Annotated in this window: 18 protein-coding genes; 10 read left to right on the top strand and 8 right to left on the bottom strand. The window is 68.0% G+C overall.

The features are described 5' to 3' along the window. Positions 1-42: 42 nt before the first annotated feature. From BLV97_RS10820 to BLV97_RS10790, 7 genes are all read right to left on the bottom strand, one after another. Entirely contained in the window at positions 43-744 is a 702-nt protein-coding gene (locus tag BLV97_RS10820) for an alpha/beta fold hydrolase (protein ID WP_035846164.1), read from the bottom strand. Positions 745-752: 8 nt separating this feature from the next. Then, positions 753-1367, bottom strand: coding sequence for a protocatechuate 3,4-dioxygenase subunit alpha (gene pcaG / locus BLV97_RS10815; RefSeq protein ID WP_035846166.1), 615 nt, complete (start codon positions 1365-1367; stop codon positions 753-755). Next, positions 1367-2110 (bottom strand): protocatechuate 3,4-dioxygenase subunit beta, encoded by a 744-nt coding sequence (gene pcaH, locus BLV97_RS10810; RefSeq protein ID WP_092164058.1) that lies wholly within the window; start codon positions 2108-2110, stop codon positions 1367-1369. The genes pcaG and pcaH overlap by 1 nt, the downstream gene beginning before the upstream one ends. Before the next feature lie 2 nt (positions 2111-2112). Then, positions 2113-2502 (bottom strand): 4-carboxymuconolactone decarboxylase, encoded by a 390-nt coding sequence (gene pcaC, locus BLV97_RS10805; RefSeq protein ID WP_035846168.1) that lies wholly within the window; start codon positions 2500-2502, stop codon positions 2113-2115. Continuing rightward, on the bottom strand, positions 2495-3283 hold the full coding sequence (gene pcaD / locus BLV97_RS10800; protein ID WP_035846170.1) for a 3-oxoadipate enol-lactonase: 789 nt from the start codon (positions 3281-3283) through the stop codon (positions 2495-2497). The genes pcaC and pcaD overlap by 8 nt, the downstream gene beginning before the upstream one ends. Positions 3284-3330: 47 nt before the next feature. Then, complete coding sequence (gene pobA, locus BLV97_RS10795) at positions 3331-4497, bottom strand: 4-hydroxybenzoate 3-monooxygenase (protein ID WP_035846172.1); 1167 nt, start codon at positions 4495-4497, stop codon at positions 3331-3333. A 97-nt stretch (positions 4498-4594) separates the two neighbouring features. Beyond that, positions 4595-5572 carry a threonine ammonia-lyase gene (locus BLV97_RS10790; RefSeq protein ID WP_035846174.1) on the bottom strand — a complete coding sequence of 326 codons (978 nt, stop codon included), beginning with the start codon at positions 5570-5572 and terminating at the stop codon, positions 4595-4597. Between the two features lie 175 nt (positions 5573-5747). Here BLV97_RS10790 and BLV97_RS10785 point away from each other — a divergent pair, with 175 nt between their 5' ends. From BLV97_RS10785 to BLV97_RS10740, 10 genes are all read left to right on the top strand, one after another. Beyond that, a complete protein-coding gene (locus BLV97_RS10785) occupies positions 5748-6479 on the top strand; it encodes a hypothetical protein (protein ID WP_035846176.1) in 732 nt (243 codons plus the stop codon). Between the two features lie 216 nt (positions 6480-6695). Beyond that, the gene (locus tag BLV97_RS10780; RefSeq protein WP_035846178.1) at positions 6696-8360 is read left to right on the top strand and encodes a thiamine pyrophosphate-dependent enzyme; all 1665 of its coding nucleotides are present in this window, start codon (positions 6696-6698) and stop codon (positions 8358-8360) included. Positions 8361-8362: 2 nt separating this feature from the next. Continuing rightward, positions 8363-10453 carry a hydantoinase/oxoprolinase family protein gene (locus BLV97_RS10775; protein ID WP_035846180.1) on the top strand — a complete coding sequence of 697 codons (2091 nt, stop codon included), beginning with the start codon at positions 8363-8365 and terminating at the stop codon, positions 10451-10453. Beyond that, positions 10450-12099: a hydantoinase B/oxoprolinase family protein gene (locus tag BLV97_RS10770; protein WP_051646291.1), complete on the top strand. Its 1650-nt coding sequence runs from the start codon at positions 10450-10452 to the stop codon at positions 12097-12099. Before BLV97_RS10775 ends, BLV97_RS10770 begins: the two co-directional genes overlap by 4 nt. Beyond that, positions 12096-12917 carry an NAD-dependent epimerase/dehydratase family protein gene (locus BLV97_RS10765; protein WP_035846182.1) on the top strand — a complete coding sequence of 274 codons (822 nt, stop codon included), beginning with the start codon at positions 12096-12098 and terminating at the stop codon, positions 12915-12917. The genes BLV97_RS10770 and BLV97_RS10765 overlap by 4 nt, the downstream gene beginning before the upstream one ends. Beyond that, a complete protein-coding gene (locus BLV97_RS10760) occupies positions 12914-14119 on the top strand; it encodes an NAD(P)/FAD-dependent oxidoreductase (RefSeq protein ID WP_035846184.1) in 1206 nt (401 codons plus the stop codon). Before BLV97_RS10765 ends, BLV97_RS10760 begins: the two co-directional genes overlap by 4 nt. A gap of 22 nt (positions 14120-14141) precedes the next feature. Continuing rightward, on the top strand, positions 14142-15044 hold the full coding sequence (locus BLV97_RS10755) for a LysR substrate-binding domain-containing protein (protein WP_244521010.1): 903 nt from the start codon (positions 14142-14144) through the stop codon (positions 15042-15044). A 69-nt stretch (positions 15045-15113) separates the two neighbouring features. Further along, the gene (locus BLV97_RS10750; protein ID WP_035846188.1) at positions 15114-15926 is read left to right on the top strand and encodes a TIGR00282 family metallophosphoesterase; all 813 of its coding nucleotides are present in this window, start codon (positions 15114-15116) and stop codon (positions 15924-15926) included. After that, entirely contained in the window at positions 15923-16912 is a 990-nt protein-coding gene (locus BLV97_RS10745) for a DMT family transporter (RefSeq protein WP_244521009.1), read from the top strand. Before BLV97_RS10750 ends, BLV97_RS10745 begins: the two co-directional genes overlap by 4 nt. A 9-nt stretch (positions 16913-16921) precedes the next feature. Then, entirely contained in the window at positions 16922-18697 is a 1776-nt protein-coding gene (locus tag BLV97_RS10740; RefSeq protein WP_035846190.1) for an SLC13 family permease, read from the top strand. Between the two features lie 22 nt (positions 18698-18719). On the opposite strand, the gene BLV97_RS10735 is transcribed toward BLV97_RS10740, so the two are convergent. Continuing rightward, complete coding sequence (locus tag BLV97_RS10735; protein ID WP_081825183.1) at positions 18720-19274, bottom strand: YqgE/AlgH family protein; 555 nt, start codon at positions 19272-19274, stop codon at positions 18720-18722. Between the last annotated feature and the right edge of the window lie 6 nt (positions 19275-19280).

The following is a 19280-nucleotide window of genomic DNA, read 5'->3' as shown; positions in this document are numbered from 1 at the left end:
TATGGCCGCGCAGACGATGCAGGGGTGTTCCATCAAGGTCCTTCAGAGCCGGTCCAGGATCGCGGCGAGTTCCTTCGACCGGGTCAGCTGCGGGACATGACCGCAATCGAGTGTGAAGGTCTCGGCGCAGGGCGTGTGCGCCACCATGGCCTTCTGCAGCGGATATGTCACGACCTTGTCGCGCGCGGTGAACACATAGGCGCGCGGACGCGAGGCGAATTTCTCTCCCAGTGTGACGGGATCGGTCTGGGCGCGGTTCGGTTCGGCCACATAGGTGGCGCAGGCGCGTTGTTCGTCGGTCGCTTCGGGGTACAGGATCGGCGCGGCGGTCTCGGGGTCCAGTTCCGTCGTCATCGGGATGCGGCCCTGGCGCACGGCCTCGACCAGGCCCATCGTGTCCTGGCCCTTGATCAGGTCCAGCAGCGATTCCCCGCTGCGCGGCAAAAGCGCCGCGACATAGACCAGCTTGCGGATCGAGCCGGGCACCTGTTCGGCGGTGCCGGAGATCACCATGCCGCCCATGGAATGTCCGACCAGCAGGGCCGGCGGGCCATCCGCGACGATCTCGGAGACATGGGCGATGTAATCATCCATCCCCACCTCGCCCGGATCACGGCTGTCCGCCCCGTGCCCGGGAAGGGTCACGGCAGTGACGTCATGTCCCTTCGCTTTCAGCAGGGGCACGACGAAGTCCCAGGTCTGGGCAGAGCCCCAGGCGCCGTGGATCAGGATAATTCGGGTCATTCATGGCCTCAGAGGTCGAAGAAAATTGTTTCATCCTCTCCCTGCAGCTTAACCTCGAACCAATATTCACCTTTACCCGTCTTCTTCGCCAGGAGAGTGCTGACTCTATCCTTATGTTCTATCCGGGCAAGAATAGGGCATTTTTCGTTCGCCGCCACCTCATCTTCGAAGTAAATTCTTGTCTGGAGTCCGATATTTATGCCCCTTGCGACAACCCAGGCGGATAGGTGCGGCGCCATCGTATCGCCAGACGGGTGAGGCACCGTGCCGGGCTTGATCGTTTCCAGTGTCCACACGCCCGAATCGAAATCCGCGATGATCCGCGCCCAGCCGGTGACGTTGGGGTCGGCCCGGCCGCGGGGGTCGTTCGGGGCCGGGTAGATGCCCTGGGCATCGGCCTGCCAGGTTTCGATCAGCGCGTCGCGCAGGATCATGCCGGCGCCGTCGGTGACCGTGCCGCGGATGGTGATCCTTTCGCCCTTGGCGCCGTCGCGGATCGGCGCGGCGCCCAGATCCTGCGGATAGATGCCCGCATTGCCCAGCGCATTCGGTGTCAGCCCGATGTGGACATAGGGCCCGGCGGTCTGCGAGGGCGTTTCGGGAAGATAGGGAAGCTTCGTCATCACAGGCCCTCCGGCCGGTTTTCGAAGAAGGTCTGGCGGCGCCCGCGCAGGGTGATGTCGAAGCGGTAGGCCAGGCAATCCATCGGGATCGCGGCCGCCATGTCGAGCGGCGCGACCAGCTGTTCGATCGCCGAGCGGTCCTTGATCGTGTTGACGATGGGGCAGCGCGCGATCAGCGGGTCGCCCTCGAAATACATCTGGGTGATCAGCCGCTGGCCGAAGCCCGAGCCGAAGACCGAGACATGGATATGCATCGGGCGCCAGTCGTTCGGCCCGTTCGGCCAGGGATAGGCGCCGGGGCGGATGGTGAGGAATTCATAGCGGCCGCCGTCGTCGGTCACCGTGCGCCCGCCGCCGCCGAAGTTCGGATCGAGCGGCGCGGCATAGCCGTCCTTCTTGTGGCGGTAGCGCCCGCCGGCATTGGCTTGCCAGATCTCCAGCAGCACGCCCGGTACCGGGCGGCCCTGATCGTCCTGCACGCGGCCGTGCATGATGATGCGCTCGCCGATCGCCGGCTGGCCGGTGAAGTTGAGGATCAGGTTGTTGTCCATCTCGCCCAGCATGTCCCGGCCGAAGACGGGGCCGGTTTCCTCGCTCAGGGTCGAGGGCGCGGCGATCAGCGCGCGGCTGGGCGCCCGGGTGACCGAGGTCTTGTAGCCCGGCGCATAGGCCGGCGGGTGCCAGAGCCGGTCGCGCGCGACCAGCGGCCCGCGCGTGGGGGCCTGTGCAGCGGCGTCGGCCATTCCTAGCCCTCCTCCATGTCGTCGAGGATCCGTCCGGCCAGCTTGAAGGCGGTATTGGCCCGCGGCACGCCGGCGTAGATCGCGACATGCAGCAGCACCTCCTGGATATCGGCGCGGCTGGCGCCGGTGTTGGCGGTGGCGCGCAGGTGCAGCTCGAACTCTTCCCAGTTGCCCAGGCCCGCCAGCAGCGCCAGCGTGATCATCGAACGTTCCCGCGGCGCGATCGTGTCGCGGCCCCAGACATGGCCCCAGGCGGCATCGGTGAGCAGGTCGACGAACGGCGCGTTGAACCCCCCGGGATCCTGGCGCGAGCGGTTCACATGCGCGTCGCCCAGGGTGCGGCGGCGGGTGGCCTCGCCCCGGGCGCGGATCGTGGATGTGCTGTCAGACATGGCCGGTGTCCTTCAGGAACCTGGTCAGCACTTCGGCATATTCCTCGGGTTTCTCGACGCAGGGCAGGTGGCCCGCGCCCCGGATCAGGTGGAACTGGCTGCCCTTGATCAGATCCGCGGTCTCGCGCACCAGATCGGGCGGGGTCGATCCGTCCTCGGACCCCGCGATCGCCAGCGTCGGCAGGGTCAGGCTTGCGGTCGGGGTATAAAGGTCGGTGCCCGAGATCGCGGCCGAACAGCCGATGTAGCCCTCGGCCGGGGTACGCACCAACATGTTGTGCCAGGCGGTCAGTTCGGGCGTGGCGCGGAAATCCTTCGAGAACCAGCGCGTCATCACCGCGTCGGCCAGCGCCTCGATGCCGCCCTTGCGCGCATCCGCGATCCTCTGGTCCCAGATATCGACGGTGCCGATCTTGGCGCCGGTGTTCGAGATCACCATGGCGCGCATCAGGTCCAGCCGCTTCACCGCCAGCCCCTGGGCGATCATGCCGCCGATGGACAGGCCCACGAAGACGCTGTTCCTGACGTTCAGCGCATCCAGCAGCCGTTCGGCATCGCGCACCAGCGTGCCCATCGAATAGGGCGCGGGGGGGCAGTCGCTTAGGCCATGGCCGCGCTTGTCGTAGCGGATGATGCGCAGCCCCTTGGGCAACAGCGGCAGCACCTGATCCCACAGCCGCAGGTCGGTGCCCAGCGAGTTGGCGAAGACCAGCGGCGCGCCGTTCGGGTCGCCGTCCTCGCGGTAGTGCAGCTTGATATCGCCCAGATCGCAAATCTTCATCTCATCCTCCTTTCCGCCCCGCCGGGCGGCCCTGCTTGCCTGCCGCCCTAGTAGGGCAGGCCGATGTAATTTTCCGCCAGCGACCTCTGCGCCGCCTCCGAGCCTTCAAGGTAGTCCATTTCCACCTCGCGCAAACGCTGGTCGAATTCGGTCTGGTCGGGAAAGCGGTGCAAGAGTGTCGTCATCCACCACGAAAAGCGGATTGCCTTCCATACCCGGGTCAGGGCGCGGTCTGAATAGCCTTCGATCAGGTCGTCGGCGCTGTCGCGGTAGTGGGCGATCAGCGCCTGCGACAGGTAATGCACGTCCGATACCGCCAGGTTCAGCCCCTTGGCGCCGGTCGGCGGCACGATATGGGCCGCGTCGCCGGCCAGGAACAGCCGGCCCCAGCGCATCGGCTCGGCCACGAAGCTGCGCAGCGGCGCAATGGATTTCTCGATCGAGGCGCCGGTCTCCAGCCGGTCGGCCGCGTCATGCGGGATGCGGCGCCTCAACTCGTCCCAGAAGGCATCGTCGGACCATTTCCCGATCGGGTCATCGACGGGGACCTGAATGTAGTAGCGGCTGAGGTGTTCGTTGCGCATCGAGCAAAGCGCGAAGCCGCGGCCGTGGTTGGCGTAGATCAGCTCGTCCGAGACCGGTCTGGTTTCCGTCAGCACGCCCAGCCAGCCGAAGGGATAGACCTTCTCGAAGGTCTTCAGCAGGCTGGTGGGTATCGCCTGGCGGCTGACCCCGTGATAGCCGTCGCAGCCAGCGATATAGTCGCAATCGACGCGGTGCTCGGTGCCGTCCTTCACATAGGTCACATGGGGGGTGTCGGGCAGGCCATGCAGGGTGACGCCTTCGGCCCTGTCGATCACCACGCCGCCTGCCGCGTCGCGCGCGTCGTAAAGGTCATGGGTCACCTCGGTCTGGCCGTAGACCATCACCGGGTGCCCGGCGCGGGCCTTGAAATCTATGCGAAAGCCACGGTTCTGCGATGCCAGATAGGTGCCTTCATGCACGAACCCCCGCTTGCGCATCCGCGCCCCCAGCCCGGCTTCCTCCAGCAGCTTGACGCTGCCCCATTCCAGCACGCCGGCACGGATTCGGCCCAGCACATGGTCGCGCGGGCGCCGTTCCAGTATAACGCTCTCGATCCCCGCAAGATGCAGAAGATGTGACAGCAGAAGCCCGGCCGGCCCCCCGCCGACGATACAAACCTGGGTTTTCATCGCGCGTCCTCCCGCCCCAGGATTGAGGCTGGTAGTTGTCATTGTCAATTAAATTGACGCGCGATGTGATCGCAGGCGCGGGGCGTGCCCGCCTTGCCTAGCCGGCCAGTGTCTTCAAGGCGTCGGCAAAGACCGCGGGTTCGACATTGCCGCCCGAAGCCACCGCGATGACAGTGTCGCCTTCCAGCTTGTCGCCGTGGAACAAGGCCGCGGCCAATGCCACGGCGCCGCCCGGCTCGATCACCAGCTTCAGATGCAGGAAGGCAAGCGCCATGGCACGCAGGACCTGAGCGTCGGTGACGACCAGGCCGGGGCCGCACAGCAGGCGGTTGATCGGGAAGGTCACCGCCCCCGGTTCCGGCGTCATGATCGCGTCGCACAGCGACCCCGAAAGCCGATCGTTGCGTTCGATCCGGCCAGATGCCAGCGACCGGGCGGTATCGTCGAACCCTTCCGGCTCGGCCGGGTGCACGCGCATTTCCGGCGCCTTTGCTTGCAACGCCAGGGCCACGCCGGCAGTCAGCCCGCCACCGCCGCAGGGCACCAGAACCTCGGCGCGGGTGATACCCGCCTCGGCGGCCTGGGCCGCGATTTCCAACCCGGTCGTGCCCTGGCCCGCAGCGACCTGAGGGTCGTCATAGGGCCGGATCAGCGTCAGCCCGCGTTCCTTCGACAGCGCCTCGCCGATCGCCTCGCGGCTCTCGTTGGCGCGGTCGTACAGCACCACCTCAGCCCCCAGCGCCCGGGTGTTGGCGATCTTCAAGGCCGGCGCGTCCGAAGGCATGATGATCACGCAGGGCGCGCCCTGTTCGGCGGCGGCCCGGGCCAGCCCCTGGGCGTGGTTGCCGCTGGAATAGCCGATCACCCCCCGCGCCCGCAACTCGGGTGACAGCGCCGAGACCGCCGACCAGCCGCCGCGCGCCTTGAAGCTGCCGGTGTGCTGCAGGCATTCCGCCTTGATCAAAAGACGGCGCCCCGCGATTTGGTCCAGCTGCGGAGCCCCCAGCAGGGGCGTGCGCCGAATATGGCCCTGCAGCCGCCGCGCCGCCGCCTCGATCATGGTGATATCGGTCATCGATCCCTCCTGCGCGCCTTGGCAACGCGACTTGCCCCGCGCTTCGCACAACGCCTAGCGCGCTGGATCGGAAGCCGCCAGCCCGTTCCTTCGCCCGGCGCTCGATGCCGTGGATATTTACGGTTCGTTAACGTTGTTTACCGCAGACTTCGCCAGGCGACGGGGGGAGGCAGCCATGCTGCGGCGATCATTTCGCGATGCCATCCCGGGGGCGGCTGCCTGGGGCTTGGCGGCGGTTGCGTTCCTGTCTGCCGCCGCGGGGCCCGCGTGGGCGGGGGCCTGGCCGCGCGACGCGGGGCGCTGGTTTCTGTCCAGCGGGCTGAGCGTTTCCGCCCCGGCGGGGCCCGGCCTTGGCGCTTCGGCCGAAACCGACATCTATGCCGAGGGTGGGCTGGGGAACGGCTGGCTTGTGATGGCGCAATCCTTGCGCGGCACCGACGGGGGCGAGGTACTGCTTGGCTTCGGTCATGCCGTGGCGCGCCCCGATGGCGGGGCGATCGGCTGGACGCTGGCGGCGGGCCGCCGGCTGCAGGCGGGTGGGCGCGCGGTTACCTATCTGCGCCCGGGCCTGGCCTGGGGCCGGGGCTTTTCGGCCGGAGACAGGATCGGCTTTCTGCGCCTGCCCAGCGGCGGGTGGATCTCGGCCGAGATCCAGGCCGAGCTTTGGGCACGGCCGCGCGCGATCGCTCCCAAGCTTGACCTGACGCTGGGCCTCACGGCGTCCAGGCGCTGGACCTTCCTGCTGGAGTTGCGCGCCAGCGCCTATCCCGGCGAGCGCCGCGACCTTCGGCTGGCGCCGGCGGTCCTGTTGCGTCTGGGCCGGGTGCAGCTGAAACTGCAGCCCGACCTGCCGCTTGGCGGTGGCGGGCGGCCAGGGATCAGCCTTGCACTTTGGTCCGAGTTCTGACCCGCCGGCAGCGCGGTCGCCCCGGGGCGAAGGCCACCCAGCGCCGCGGTCGGACCGCTGTTGCCGGCGCATCACAATGTTGGAATTGACAAGCTGTACTTGTCGTTCGCTTGAAATTCTTGATTTCGCCCGGCGCCGGGGCGGCGCAGGATCACCACGGGATGAAGCGTGCGAGTCGAACCGTGCGCATCCGCGGCGACGGGGGAGAATTCGGTCATGCGCAATGGCGGGCAATTGCTGGTGGAAAGCCTGGTGGCGCTGGGCGCGACCAAAAGCTTCGGCGTGCCGGGGGAAAGCTTTCTGGCGGTGCTGGACGCGCTGCACGACAGCAAGGGGCGGCTCGATTTCGTCAATTGCCGAAACGAGGGCGGGGCGGGCTTCATGGCCGCCGCCTGGGGCAAGCTGACGGGCCAGCCCGGCATCGCCTTCGTCACCCGGGGCCCGGGCGTCACCAACGCCTCGATCGGGGTGCATACGGCGATGCAGGATTCCGCCCCGATGCTTTTGTTCGTGGGCCAGGTCGGAACCGACATGAAGGGCCGCGAGGCGTTTCAGGAGATCGACTACCGCGCCGTCTTCGGCTCGATGGCGAAATGGGCGGTCGAGATCGACCAGGTCGAGCGGGTCCCCGAGATCCTGGCCCGCGCCTGGAAGACCGCCATCACGGGCCGCCCCGGCCCGGTGGTCGTGGCGCTGCCCGAGGACATGCTGACCCGTCCGACCGACGCCGCCCCCCTGAGCCGCCTGCCCGAGATGCCCGAACCCGCGCCCTCGGCCGCGGCGCTGGCAACGGCGCGCGGGATCCTGTCGCAAGCCAGGCGCCCGGTGATCCTTTATGGCGGCTGCAACTGGACCGAAGCCGGCAGTGCCGCGTTGCAGCGCTTTGCAGAGGCCTCGGACATTCCGGTCGTGTCGGTGTTCCGCTATCAGGATCAGTATGACAACACCTCGCCCACCTTCTGCGGCGAGGCCGGCGTGGGCATGGTGCCGTCGGTGCGCAAGCTGATCGGCGAGGCCGACGTGATCCTGGCGGTCAACAACCGCTTTGGCGAGAATTCGACCAATGGCTACACGCTGCTGGACGTGCCGGTGCCGAAGCAGCGGCTGATCCACGTGCATGGCTCGGATCTGGAGATCGGCAAGATCTATCAGCCCGAGCTGGGCATTCAGGCCGGCCCCAACGCCTTTGCCCAGGCGCTGGCAGAAGGGCCGGTGACCGGCGATTGGGCCGCCTGGCGGGACGCGGGGCGCGCGGCCTTTGAGGCGGGCTTCGATCTGCCCGATCTGCCCTCGCCCGTCGATATGGGCAAGGTCACGGCGCATCTGCGCGCGGTGCTGCCCGAGGACGTGATCATCACCAATGGCGCGGGCAATTTCGCGGTCTGGCCGAACAAGTTCTTCAAGTTCGGCCCCAAGGCGCGCCTGCTGGCGCCGCAATCGGGTGCGATGGGCTACGGCGTGCCCGCCGCGATCGCCGCCAAGCTGGCCGATCCCGCGCGCACCGTCGTCTGCTTCGCCGGCGACGGCGATTTCCAGATGACCGGCCAGGAACTGGCCACCGCCGCGCAGGCGGGCGCCTGCCCGATCATCCTGATCCTCAACAACGGCATCTACGGCACGATCCGCGCCCATCAGGAACGCCACTATCCGACCCGCGTCTCGGGCACCGACATGGCGAACCCCGATTTCGCCGCGCTGGCCCGCGCCTATGGCTTCCTGGGCGAGCGGGTCGAGACCACCGCCGATTTCGCCGCCGCCTTCGGGCGCGCGCTGGCGTCGAAGACCGGCGCGGTGCTCGATCTCAACATCTCGGCCGAGGCGCTGACCCCGCGCCAGACGCTTTCCCAGATGCGCGACGCCGCGCTTGCGGCCAGGGGCTGACCATGGCGAAGGATCCGATCCGGCTGGGGGCCGACATCGGCGGCACCTTCACCGATGTCGCGCTGGAATGGCGCGGGCAGATATTCTCGGCCAAGGTGCTGACCGACTATGCCGCGCCGGAACAGGCGATCCTTGACGGGATCGAGACGGTTCTGGGGCAGGCGGGGTTGACGCCCGCCGATCTGGATCTGGTGATCCACGGCACGACGCTGGCCACCAACGCGCTGATCGAGCGGCGCGGCGCGCGCACCGCGCTGGTCACCACCGAGGGCTTTCGCGACGTGATCGAGATGCGCACCGAAAGCCGCTTTGCGCAATATGACCTGAACATGCAGCTTCCCGCCCCGCTGATCCCGCGCGAGGATCGTTTCACCGTGCGCGGCCGTATCGGCGCCCAGGGGCAGGAGCTGGAGCCGCTGGACGAACCCGCTTTGGAGGCGCTGGCCGATTACATCGCGGCCGCGGGCTTCGGCGCCGTGGCCGTGGGGTTCATCCATTCCTACATGAACCCCGCGCATGAGGCCCGGGCGCGCGAGATCATCGCGGCCAAGGTGGACGTGCCGATCTCGATTTCGGCCGAGGTCTCGCCCCAGATGCGCGAGTTCGAGCGTTTCAACACCGTCTGCGCCAATGCCTATGTGCGGCCCCGGATGGCGGATTACCTGGCCCGGCTTCAGGTGCGCCTGCGCGAGATGGGTGCGCGCTGCCCGGTCTTCATGATCCATTCGGGCGGCGGGCTGATCTCGGTCGAGACGGCGGCCGAATTCCCGGTGCGGCTGGTCGAATCCGGCCCGGCGGGCGGGGCGATCTTTGCCGCCGACATGGCGCGGCGCTTCGGGCTGGAGAACGTGGTCAGCTACGACATGGGCGGCACCACCGCGAAGATCTGCCTGATCGGGGATTTCGCGCCCAAGACCGCGCGCAGCTTCGAAGTGGCGCGCACCTACCGCTTCGCCAAGGGCTCGGGCATGCCGATCTCGATCCCGGTGATCGAGATGATCGAGATCGGCGCGGGCGGCGGGTCGCTGGCCTGGGTCGACGCGATGGGGCGCATCCAGACCGGCCCGGAATCTGCGGGCTCCGAACCCGGCCCCGCCTGCTATCAGCGCGGGGGCACCCGGCCCGCGATCACCGATGCGGATTTGGTGCTGGGCAAGATCGACCCCGAGAATTTCGCGGGCGGCGCGATCCGGCTGTCGGCCGGGAAGGCCGAGGCCGCGATCCGCGCCCAGGTGGCCGAGAGGCTGGGCCTTGACGCGACCGCCGCGGCCTTCGGCATCTGCGAGGTGGTGGACGAGAACATGGCCAACGCCGCCCGCGTCCATGCGGTCGAAAACGGCAAGAACATCTCCGACAACGTGATGGTGGCCTTCGGCGGCGCCGCGCCCCTGCATGCCGCCCGCCTGTGCGAGAAGCTGGGGATCAATGAGTGCCTGATCCCGCCCGGCGCCGGGGTGGGGTCTGCCATCGGCTTCCTCAGGGCGCCGTTCGGCTACGAGGCGCTGGCCTCGAACGTCGTGCGGCTGTCCAGCTTTGACGCGGATCAGGTGAATGCGGTGATCGCGGGGTTGCGCGACACCGCCGAGGGCTTCGTGCGCCAAGGGTCCGATGCCGGGATGCGGCGCGAGATCACCGCCTTCATGCGCTACGCGGGGCAGGGGTGGGAGATCCCGGTGCCGCTGCCCGACCGGGCCTTCACCGACGCCGACGCCGAGGGGCTGAAACAGGCTTTCCGCGATGCCTACGCTCGTTTCTTCGGCCGCGCCATCGACGGGTCGGGCGGGCTGGAGATCGAGATCGTTACCATATCGGTCAAGGCCGAGGACATCCGCCCCGCGCCGGAGCGGGTCGAAATCACCCGGGGCGAAGGCCGCGCCCCCGCATCCGCTAGCCGCGCCGTCTTCGACCCGGCCCAGGGCAAGGAACTGCCCTCGGGCGTCTTCGAGCGTTCCGCGCTGGTCCCGGGCACGCGCGTCGCGGGTCCCGCGGTGATCGTCGAGGACGAGACCGCGACCGTCGTCACCTCGTCCTTCGATGCGGTGATGCAGGCCGACGGCAGCCTGCTTCTGACCCGCAAGGAGGCCGCGGCATGACCGACACGATCGAGGAAATCCGCCTGCAGGTGATGTGGAATCGCCTGATCTCGGTGGTCGAGGAACAGGCGATGACGCTGCTGCGCACGGCGTTCTCGACCTCGGTGCGTGAGGCGGGGGATCTTTCCGCTGGCGTCTTCGACCCCGAGGGGCGGATGCTGGCGCAGGCGGTCACCGGCACGCCGGGCCATGTCAACACCATGGCCGAGGCGGTCGGGCATTTCATCGAAGAGATCGGCCCGGGCGACATGTTCCCCGGCGATACCTATGTCACCAACGACCCCTGGAAGGGCACCGGGCATCTGCATGACATCACCATGGTCTCGCCCTCCTTCAGGGGTGACCGGCTGGTCGGGTTCTTCGCCTGCACCGCGCATGTGGTCGATGTGGGCGGGCGCGGTTTCGGGGCCGATGGCAAGTCGGTCTACGAGGAAGGCATCCAGATCCCGATCATGAAATTCGCGCAAGCCGGCGCGGTGAACCGCGATCTGATCCGCATCCTGCGCCAGAACGTGCGCGAGCCGAACCAGGTGGTGGGCGATTTCTATTCGCTTTCGGCCTGCAACGAGGTCGGCCACCGCCGGCTGATCGACATGATGGATGAGACCGGGCTGGAGAGCCTCGATGCGCTGGGCGATTTCATCTTCAGCCGCACCCGCGCGGCAATGCGGGACCGGATCGCCGCGCTGCCCAGGGGGGCGTGGGAAAACGACATGGTCACCGATGGCTACGACGCGCCCGTGCGGCTGGCCACGCGGGTCGAGATCGGGGCGGAGCGCATCCATGTCGACATGGCGGGCAGCGACCCGGTCAGCCGCTGGGGCATCAACGTGCCGATCATCTATACCAAGGCCTATGCCTGCTATGCGCTGAAATGCGTGGTGGCGCCGGATATCCCCAACAACTGGGCCTCGCTGGAGATGTTCACCATCGCCGCGCCGGTCAACATTCTGAACGCGCCGCGCCCGGCGCCGGTCAGCCTGCGCCATGTGATCGGCCATCTGGTGCCCGATCTGGTGCTGGGGGCGCTGGCCAAGGCCCTGCCCGGGCAGATCCTGGCCGAAGGGGCGGCGGCGCTGTGGAACATCCACATCTCGGCCCGGCCCGCGAACAACGCCGAAGGCCGGCGGGCCGAGATCTTGATGTTCAACTCGGGCGGCATGGGGGCGCGGCCGGGGCTTGACGGGCTGTCGGCCACGGCTTTTCCGTCGGGCGTGATGACCATGGCCGTAGAGGCCACCGAACAGACCGGCCCGATCGTCGTGTGGCGCAAGGAACTGCGCCCGGAGTCGGGCGGCGACGGGCAGTATCGCGGCGGCCTGGGGCAGATCATCGAGATCGCGGCCTTGCCGGGGCATGAATTCGACTTCTCTGCGATGTTCGACCGGGTGAACCATGGCGCCCGTGGCCGCGACGGCGGTGGGCCCGGCGCGCCGGGCGCGGTGATGCTGGACGATGGCACGCGGATGCGGCCGAAGGGCTGGCAACATGTGCCCGCCGGGCGCCGCCTGGTGCTGCAACTGCCCGGCGGCGGCGGCTTCGGCCCGCCTGCCGCGCGCGACCCCGCCGCCCGCGCCGAGGATCTGCGCCGCGGCTATGTCTCGGGCGCGGCATCCCTACCACGCAAGCCCCAGGAGACCCCATGACACAGCCTCGCTTCGACACGCTTCTGATCACCGGCGCCGCCGGCCGCCTGGGCAGCGAACTGCGCCGCGGCCTTGCGCCCCTGGCGCGCCGCCTGCGGCTGACCGACATCGCACAGATCGAGGATCTGCAACCCAACGAAGAGGCGGTGATCTGCAACCTTGCCGACATGGAGGCCGTGATGGCGCTGGCCGAGGGGGTCGATGCCATCGTGCATTTCGGTGGCGCGCCGCTGGAAAAGGATTGGGACACGGTCCTCAATTCCAACATCCGCGGCAGCTATCACATCTATGAGGGCGCGCGCAAACATGGGGTGAAGCGGGTCGTCTATGCCTCTTCGGTCCATGCGATCGGCTATCATGAACTGACCACCCATATCGACGCGCATTCCCCGCACCGGCCCGACAGCCTGTATGGTCTGTCGAAATGCTTCGTCGAGGATCTGGGCCGGCTCTATTGGGACAAGTTCGGGATCGAGAGCGCGATGCTGCGGATCTTTTCCTCCTTCCCGGAACCGGCGGACCGGCGGATGTTGTGGTCGTGGCTGTCGTTCGACGATTGCGTGCGCCTGACCTGCGCCGCGCTGACCGCGCCGCGGGTGGAATTCACCGTGGCCTTCGGCATGTCCGACAATCAGGTGAAGCCGGTCGACAACCGGCTGGCCGGGCATCTGGGCTACCGGCCGCAGGACAATACCGAAGCTTACCGCGCCGGTGTCGAGGCCCGCACCCCGGCCCCCGATCCGGCCGATCCCAAGGTGCGATACCTTGGCGGCTGGTTCGTCGATCTGGGCCATCCCGACGACGAGGCGCGCGAATGAAAGACAGCTATGACGTGGTGATCGTCGGCGGGGCGGTGATCGGCTCTGCCGTGGCCTATTTCCTGACCGCCAACCCCGATTTCGACGGCTCGGTGCTGGTGGTGGAACGCGATCCCAGCTATGCGAGATCCTCGACCGCGCTGTCGTCTTCGTCGATCCGGGTGCAGTTCTCGAACGCGGTCAACGTCAGGATCAGCCAGTTCGGGATGCAGTTCATCCGCGATTTCGCGACCACCATGCAGGTGGGCGACGACCGCCCCGATCTGAACTTCCACCCCGGCGGCTACCTGTTCCTGGCCAATACTCCCTCGCAGGCCCAGGTGCTGCGCGAAAACCACGAGGTCCAGCGCGCCTGCGGCGCCGACGTGGTGCTGTGGGCCCCCGAGGATCTGGCCCGCGCCTTCCCGCATCTGCGGGTGGACGATATTCTGCTGGCCTCCTACGGGCGCACGGGCGAGGGCTGGTTCAACAACACCGGGCTGATGTGGGGCTTTCGCAACAAGGCCCGCGCCCAGGGGGCGGAATATGTCACCGACGAGGTGGTCGCCATCGCCCGCGACGGCGCCTGCGTCACCGGGGTCACGCTGAAATCGGGCGCGACCGTGGCGGCGGGGACAGTGGTGAACGCCTCGGGGCCGCGTGCGGCGCTGACCGCGCGGATGGCGGGCCTAGATGTGCCGGTCGAGCCGCGCAAGCGCACCAGCTTCGTCTTCGATTGCGCCGCCTCGCCCGAGGGCACCGCCACGATCAACCAGGGCCGTCTGCCGCTGATGATCGACCCAAGCGGCGTCTTCTGCCGCCCCGAGGGGCGCTATTTCCTGGGCGCCTGCGTGCCGGCCCGGGACCCGGCCGTCGACTGGGACGATTTCGAGCCGCGCTACGAGGAATTCGAGAACATCGTCTGGCCGGCCCTGGCCGAACGCTCGCCGGCCTTCGAGGCGCTCAAGGTCGTGAACCAATGGGCCGGGCATTACGATTTCAACACGCTCGACCACAACCTGATCGTCGGACGCCACCCGGAGGTGGAGAATTTCGTCTATGCCAATGGCTTTTCGGGGCATGGGCTGCAACAGGGCCCGGCCGCCGGGCGCGGGGTGTCCGAACTGATCACCTATGGCGGGTTTCGTACGCTGGATCTGACGGAAGTGGGCTATGAGCGCATTCTCGCGAACCGTCCGTTTCTGGAAAAAGCGGTGATCTGAGGTGGGCGGCAGGCCGGACCGTTTGCCGCCGCTGAACGCGCTGCGGGTCTTTCATACCGTGGTGCGCCACCGCAGCTTTCGCGGCGCGGCCAAGGAACTTCTGGTCTCGCCCCAGGCCGTCAGCCAGCAGATCAAGCTGCTGGAAGAGGCGCTGGGCGTGGCGCTGTTCGACCGCAAGGGCCGCAGGATCGAGCCCAACGAGCAGGCGATCCTGCTGTCGCATTTCGTTCAGGCCGGGTTCGACGAATTCGAGGAAGGCGTGCGCCGGATCACCAAGATCGGCCACCGCACCCGCATCAACGTCAACGCCAGCCCCTATTTCGCCACCCGCTACCTGATCGACCGGCTGGGCCGCTTCCGCACCATCCTGCCCGAGGCCGACCTGCGGCTGACCTCGATGGTCGATCTGCCCGATTTCGTCGCCGACGAGGTCGATGTGGCGATCCAGTGGGGCTATGGCACCTGGAAGGCCTTCGATCAGGTGTTGCTGTTGCAGGATATCAAGGTGATCTGCTGTGCGCCGCAGCTTGCGGCGGATCTGCGCCGGCCCGAGGATCTGCTGGACCAGACCCTGATGCATCCGATGCTGTCGGCGGACCTCTGGCCAGACGTGCTGCGCCACCTGGGGGTGGCGCCGCGCGATCCGAAGGGCGCACTGGTGCTGCAGGACGCGGCGGCGATGCGCAGCGCGGCGCGGGCCGGGCTGGGGGTGGGGCTGATCTCGGTCAGCGATGCGCGCGATGATCTGGAGACCGGCAAGCTGGTGGCGCCCTTCGGGATGGAGGTGATGCAGGGAATGCCGCCCGAACAGATCCCCGGCTTCTATCTGGTGGTGCCGCGCGCCCATCGGCGGGTGAGGCCGATCGCCGCCTTCTGCGACTGGATCACCGCCGAGGATTGGCTGGATCCCGCGCCGATCGCCTGAACCCCGGGCGGCGCAGGAACCTTCGTCTGCACCCTTGCCCTTCTGCGCCCAAGCCCCTAATCCGAAGTGATGAAACTGTTGTACCTTGGGGATGTGATGGGCCGCGCCGGGCGCGCCGCGGTGGCCGAGCGGCTGCCCGGGCTGCGCGCCGAATGGGGCCTGGATTTCGTCGTCGTCAACGGCGAGAACGCGACCTCGGGCGCGGGGCTTTCGGGGGCGCATGCCAAGGCGTTGCTCGACGCCGGGGCGGATTGTCTGACGCTGGGCGATCATGCCTTCGACCAGAAGGACATGCTGGCCTTCATCGAGCAGGAGCCGCGCATCATCCGGCCGCTGAACTTCGCCAAGGGCGCCCCGGGCAAGGGCGCGCGGGTCTTCACCGCGCAGGGCGGGCGCAAGGTGCTGGTGGCGCAGGCGCTGGGTCAGGTGTTCATGAAGCGGCCCTTCGACGATCCGTTCTCGGCCCTTGACGGCGTGCTGCGGGCGCATCCGCTGGGCGGGCTGGTGCAGGCCGCGATCGTCGATATCCATTGCGAGGCCACGAGTGAGAAGATGGCGATCGGCCATTGGTGCGACGGCCGCGCGAGCCTGGTCGTGGGCACCCATACCCATGTGCCGACGGGTGACGCGCAGATCCTGAACGGGGGCACCGCGTACCTTACGGACGCGGGCATGTGCGGCGATTACAATTCGGTCATCGGGATGGAAAAGACCGAACCGATGCGCCGTTTCGTCACCGGCATGCCGAAGGCCAGGTTCGAGCCGGCGGCGGGCGAGGCCACGCTGTCGGGCGTCTGCGTCGAGACCGACGACCGCACCGGTCTGGCGACCAAGATCAGCATGATCCGCGTGGGCGGGCGGTTGCAACCGGCGCTGCCGTGACACGCCGCTTCGCGCCCTATGCATTGCTGATGCTTCTGGGGGCGGGCTGGGGATTGACGCAGCCGCTGTCGAAGATCGCGGTCTCGACCGGATATCAGCCGCTGGGGCTTTTGTTCTGGCAACTGGTGGTGTCGGCGCTGGTGCTGGGCGCGCTGGTCGCGGCCCTTGGAAAGGGCCTGCCGCGGGGGCGCGCGGCCTGGCGGATGTGCGCGATCATCGCGCTGGTGGGCACGCTCATTCCCAACAGCTTCTCCTATCTCTCGATCAGCCACCTGCCTTCGGGGGTGACCTCGATCGTGCTGTCGATCGTGCCGATGTTCGCCTTTCCCATCGCGCTGGGCATGGGCATCGACCGCTTCAGCCCGCTCCGCCTGACGGGGCTGGGGCTGGGGCTTGCCGGCGTCGCCCTGATCGCGCTGCCGCATGGCAGCCTGCCCGACCGTGCCGCCGTTCTTTGGCTGCCCGTCGCCCTGATCGCGCCGGTCTTCTATGCGCTCGAGGGCAACATCGTCGCGAAATGGGGCACCGCCGGGCTTGATCCGATCCAGCTTCTGTTCGGTGCGTCGCTGGTGGGGCTGGCCTTCGCATTGCCCGCCGCGGTGGCGTCGGGCCAGTTCATCGCGCCGCGCCCGGCCGGGCCCGAAGCGGCGCTGGTCGCGCTGTCGGTGCTGTCGTCGCTGGTCTATGCCGGCTATGTCTGGCTGATCGGCCGGGCGGGGCCGGTTTTCGCGGCGCAGGTGTCCTATCTGGTGACGGGGTTTGGCGTGCTCTGGGCCATGCTGATCTTGAATGAGCGCTATTCGGCCTGGGTCTGGTCGGCCTTTGCGGTGATGCTGCTGGGGCTGGCGCTGGTCAGGCCGCGCGCGCAAGAGGCCTTGCCAGGCCGCGTCGCACCCGACCCGGTCGTCGATGCCGCAGGTGCCCGGGACACCGGCGCGCTTTGCGAAACCGATGAAATCGGGGACACTCGGCCCGAGGCCACTTGAGGAACGGTGATGTTCGGGCTGGAGCTGCCCCCAAATGCCCAGGCGCTGGCTGCGCTGGCGATCATCCTGACGATGTTCGTGCTGTTCGTGCGCGAAACCTACCCGGTCGAGGTGGTCGCGGTTTCGGGCGCAGTGCTGATGGTCGTACTTGGCGTGCTGCCGCAGGCGCAGGCGCTGGCGATGCTGTCGAACCCCGCGCCCTGGACGATCGCCGCGCTGTTCATCATCGTGGGCGCGCTGGTGCGTACCGGGGCGCTTCACTGGATCAGCCAGCGCGCGGCCCAGCATGTCGAGACCCGGCCGAGGGTGACGCTGGCGCTGCTGGCGCTGGTGGTGGTGCTGCTGTCGGCGGTGGTGAACAACACCCCGGTCGTGGTGGTGATGATCCCGGTCTTCATGCAGCTTGCCCGCAAACTGGGGGTGGCGCCATCGAAGTTGATGATCCCGCTGTCCTATCTGACGATCTTCGGCGGCACGCTCACGCTTCTGGGGACCTCGACGAACCTTCTGGTCGACGGCGTCGCACGCGCCGCGGGAATGCGGCCCTTCGGCATTTTCGAGATCTCCGGCCTGGGTCTGATCGTCGCCGTGGTGGGCATGGCCTATCTGGCACTTTTCGCGCGGCTGCTGCCCAGCCGCGAATCGCTGGCCGGGATGATCGCTGATCGCGGGCGGATGAAATTCTTCACCGAGGTCGCCTTGCCAGAGGATTCCGCCCTGATCGGTCAGACGTTGGATCAGGCCGAGATCTTCCGCCGCGAAGGTCTGCGGGTGATCGACGTGCTGCGCGGCGACGCCTCGTTGCGCCGCGATCTGGCTTCCGTGGTGCTGGCGGCGGGCGACCGCGTGGTGCTGCGCACCCCGATGGCCGAGTTGCTGGGTCTGCAGCAGAACAAGGAACTGCGCCTGGTCGACAAGCTGAGTTCGGTCCAGACCTCGACCGTCGAGGTGCTGATCGCGCCGGGCTGCCGGATGGTCGGGCGCTCGCTGGGGGAATTGCGGCTTCGCCGGCGGTATGGCGTTTATGTGTTGGCGGTGCACCGGCGCAACCAGAACACCGGCCGCCAACTGGACGATCTGGTGGTGCGGGTGGGCGACACGCTGCTGCTGGAGGGCGAGGCGAACGACATCCGCCGCCTAGCGAACGATATGCACATGGTAGATATCGCGACGCCTTCGGCGCGGGCCTATCGGCGCGGCCATGCGCCGATCGCGATCGCGGCGCTGGTGGGCATCGTGGGGCTGTCGGCGCTGGGGGTGGCGCCGATCGTGACGCTGGCGTTGCTGGGGGTGGCGCTGGTGCTGCTGACCCGCTGCATCGACGCGGAGGAGGCCTTCGGTTTCATCGAGGGGCGGCTTCTGGCGATGATCTTCGCGATGCTGGTGGTCGGGGCGGGGCTGGAACGATCCGGCGCGGCGAAGCTGATCGTCGAGACGCTGACACCAGCGCTGGCCTCGCTGCCGCCGCAGGGGCTGGTGCTCGCGCTGTTCCTGCTGACCTGGGTGCTGACCGAACTGGTGACCAACAATGCCGTGGCGCTGGTGGTGACGCCGATCGCGATCGGGCTGGGGCAGTCGCTGGGTATCGATCCGCGGCCCCTGGTGGTGACGGTGATCTTCGCCGCCTCGGCCAGCTTTGCCACGCCGATCGGCTATCAGACCAACACCCTGGTCTATGGCCCCGGCGGCTATCGTTTCACCGATTATCTGCGCTTCGGCCTGCCGCTGAGCCTGGTGATGGCGGTGGTCGTCAGCCTGGCGGTGCCGCTGATCTGGCCGTTCTGACGCCGCCGCCCGGCCCGCCGCTTCAGGCCCGCCCCGCCGTGGCCGACAGGGTGATCGCGTCGATCCCCATGGATTTCAGGGCGCGTTCCCATTTGGTCGCATTGTCGGCGGCAAAGATGATCTCGTCGCTGGGCTCTGCCGTCAGCCAGCCATTCTGGCCGATCTCGTCCTCCAGCTGGCCGGGACCCCAGCCGGCATAGCCCAGCGCCAGGAGCGCCCGCGCCGGCCCGCGCCCGGCCGAGATGTCTTCCAGCACGTCCAGCGTGGCGGTCATGGCGATGCCGTTGTCGACCTGCTGGGTGCCTTCGGCGCTGCCGTATTCGGCCGAATGCAACACGAAACCGCGCCCGGCCTCGACCGGGCCGCCGAAATGCACCCTGGCGCCCCGCGCGCCGGGGCCGGCCGCGATATCAAGCTGTTCGAGAAGCCGCGCGAAGGGCAGGTCGGGGACCGGCTTGTTGCAGATCAGCCCCATCGCGCCGCGATCGGAATGTTCGCAGATATAGATGACGCTATGGTCGAAACGCGGATCGCCCATGCCGGGCATGGCGATCAGAAGCTTTCCGGTCAGGTTCATCTGGCT

It is taken from the genome of Allgaiera indica (genome assembly GCF_900106675.1).
GTDB lineage: Bacteria > Pseudomonadota > Alphaproteobacteria > Rhodobacterales > Rhodobacteraceae > Acidimangrovimonas > Acidimangrovimonas indica.
Note: the sequence above shows the minus strand (reverse complement) of the source record. Positions and strands in the feature narration are given on the sequence as shown.